Origin of the sequence: Hydrogenophaga palleronii NBRC 102513 (assembly GCF_001571225.1) — a bacterium.
GTDB lineage: Bacteria > Pseudomonadota > Gammaproteobacteria > Burkholderiales > Burkholderiaceae_C > Hydrogenophaga > Hydrogenophaga palleronii.
The window spans coordinates 1-1,305 of sequence record NZ_BCTJ01000097.1 but is presented as its reverse complement, the minus strand read 5'-3'; the positions used below and the strand labels follow the sequence as shown (position 1 = coordinate 1,305).

At 64.1% G+C, this 1,305-nt stretch carries 1 protein-coding gene; it reads right to left on the bottom strand.

Features of this window, described 5'->3' with window-relative positions:
• Positions 1-42: 42 nt before the first annotated feature.
• A protein-coding gene (locus HPA01S_RS22415) for an IS3 family transposase (RefSeq protein ID WP_370671007.1) occupies positions 43-1,265 on the bottom strand; the annotation gives its coding sequence in 2 pieces (ribosomal slippage) (positions 43-1,007 and positions 1,007-1,265; 1,224 coding nt in all).
• Between the last annotated feature and the right edge of the window lie 40 nt (positions 1,266-1,305).

Sequence of the window (1,305 nt, the reverse complement as noted above, 5' to 3'; positions counted from 1 at the left end):
CTGGAGTTGACCCGGTCCAGTGGACGGTTTCCGGTTTGATTCTCAAACCATCTGGGGTGCTCCATCAGCATGCTGTGGGTCATGCTCGCGGGCATTGAATCGGGACTGCTGGCTCCTTTCAAAGTTCAAGGGTGAGAGGTAGCCCAGGCCGCTGTGGCGGCGCCTGGGGTTGTACCAACCTTCAATCCAGGTGAAGACGGCCATGCGGGCCTGGGCCTTGGACTCGAAGCTGTGGCGCTCGATGAGTTCGGCCTCCAGGCTGGCGAAGAAGCTCTCGGCCATCGCGTTGTCGTAGGCATCGCCCACGGTTCCCATCGAAGGCCGCACGCCCATCTGACGGCAGCGCTCGCCGAAGGCGAGGCTGGTGTACTGGCTGCCCTGGTCGCTGTGATGGATGACGTCTTGCGGCTTGCGCTGGGTCAACGCCATGTTGAGCGCCGAGAGCACCAGGTCGGCCGTCATGCGCTCGCCCATGGACCAACCCACCACACGCCGGCTCCACACATCGATGACCACCGCCAGGTACAGGAACCCTGTCCAGGTGGGCACGTAGGTCATGTCGGCCACCCAGAGCTGATTGGGGCCGCTGGCCCGGAACTGACGCTTGACCAGGTCGTTGGCTGGCGAGTTGCGTTTGTCGCGGCGCGTGGTCACCGTGAAGCCACGGCGGCGGCTGATGCCCCGGATGTGGGCCAAACGCATGAGACGCGCCACGCGCTGGCGGCTGATGCACACACCTTGCTCGATGAGCTCGGCCCTCACGCGCGGCATACCGTAGGACTCGTAGGAGTCCTTGTGTATCTGGCGTATCCGTTCGGTCATCACCGCGTTGGTGATGCTGCGCTGGGAGGGCGCGCGCTCTCGCCAGGCATAGAAGCCGCTGGCGGACACACCCAGGACGCGGCACATGGTGCGCACGGGGAAGTCGGCCTGGTTCGCCATCACGAGTCCGAAGACTTCGTGGAAGTCGCATCGCTGCGACCGGCAAACCAGGCCGTAGCCTTTGCCAGGATGTCGCGCTCCTGCTGAACTTGGCGCAGTTGGCGGCGCAGCCTTACCAACTCCTCGCGCTCGGCGGTGGTCAAGCCTTCCTTGCCGGGCAGCGGCTTGCCGCTGTCAATGGCGGCTTGGCCGACCCAGTTGGTGATGGACTGCGCGGTGACATTGAACTCGCGCGAGAGTTCGGCCGGCGTGCGTCCGGCACGCACCAGCTCGACAATCTGCTGACGGAATTCCGCCGGGTAAGGCGGTCGGACTTTGGACATTTGCGGCTCCTTGAACACAAAGAATGATGTGTCCACGGAA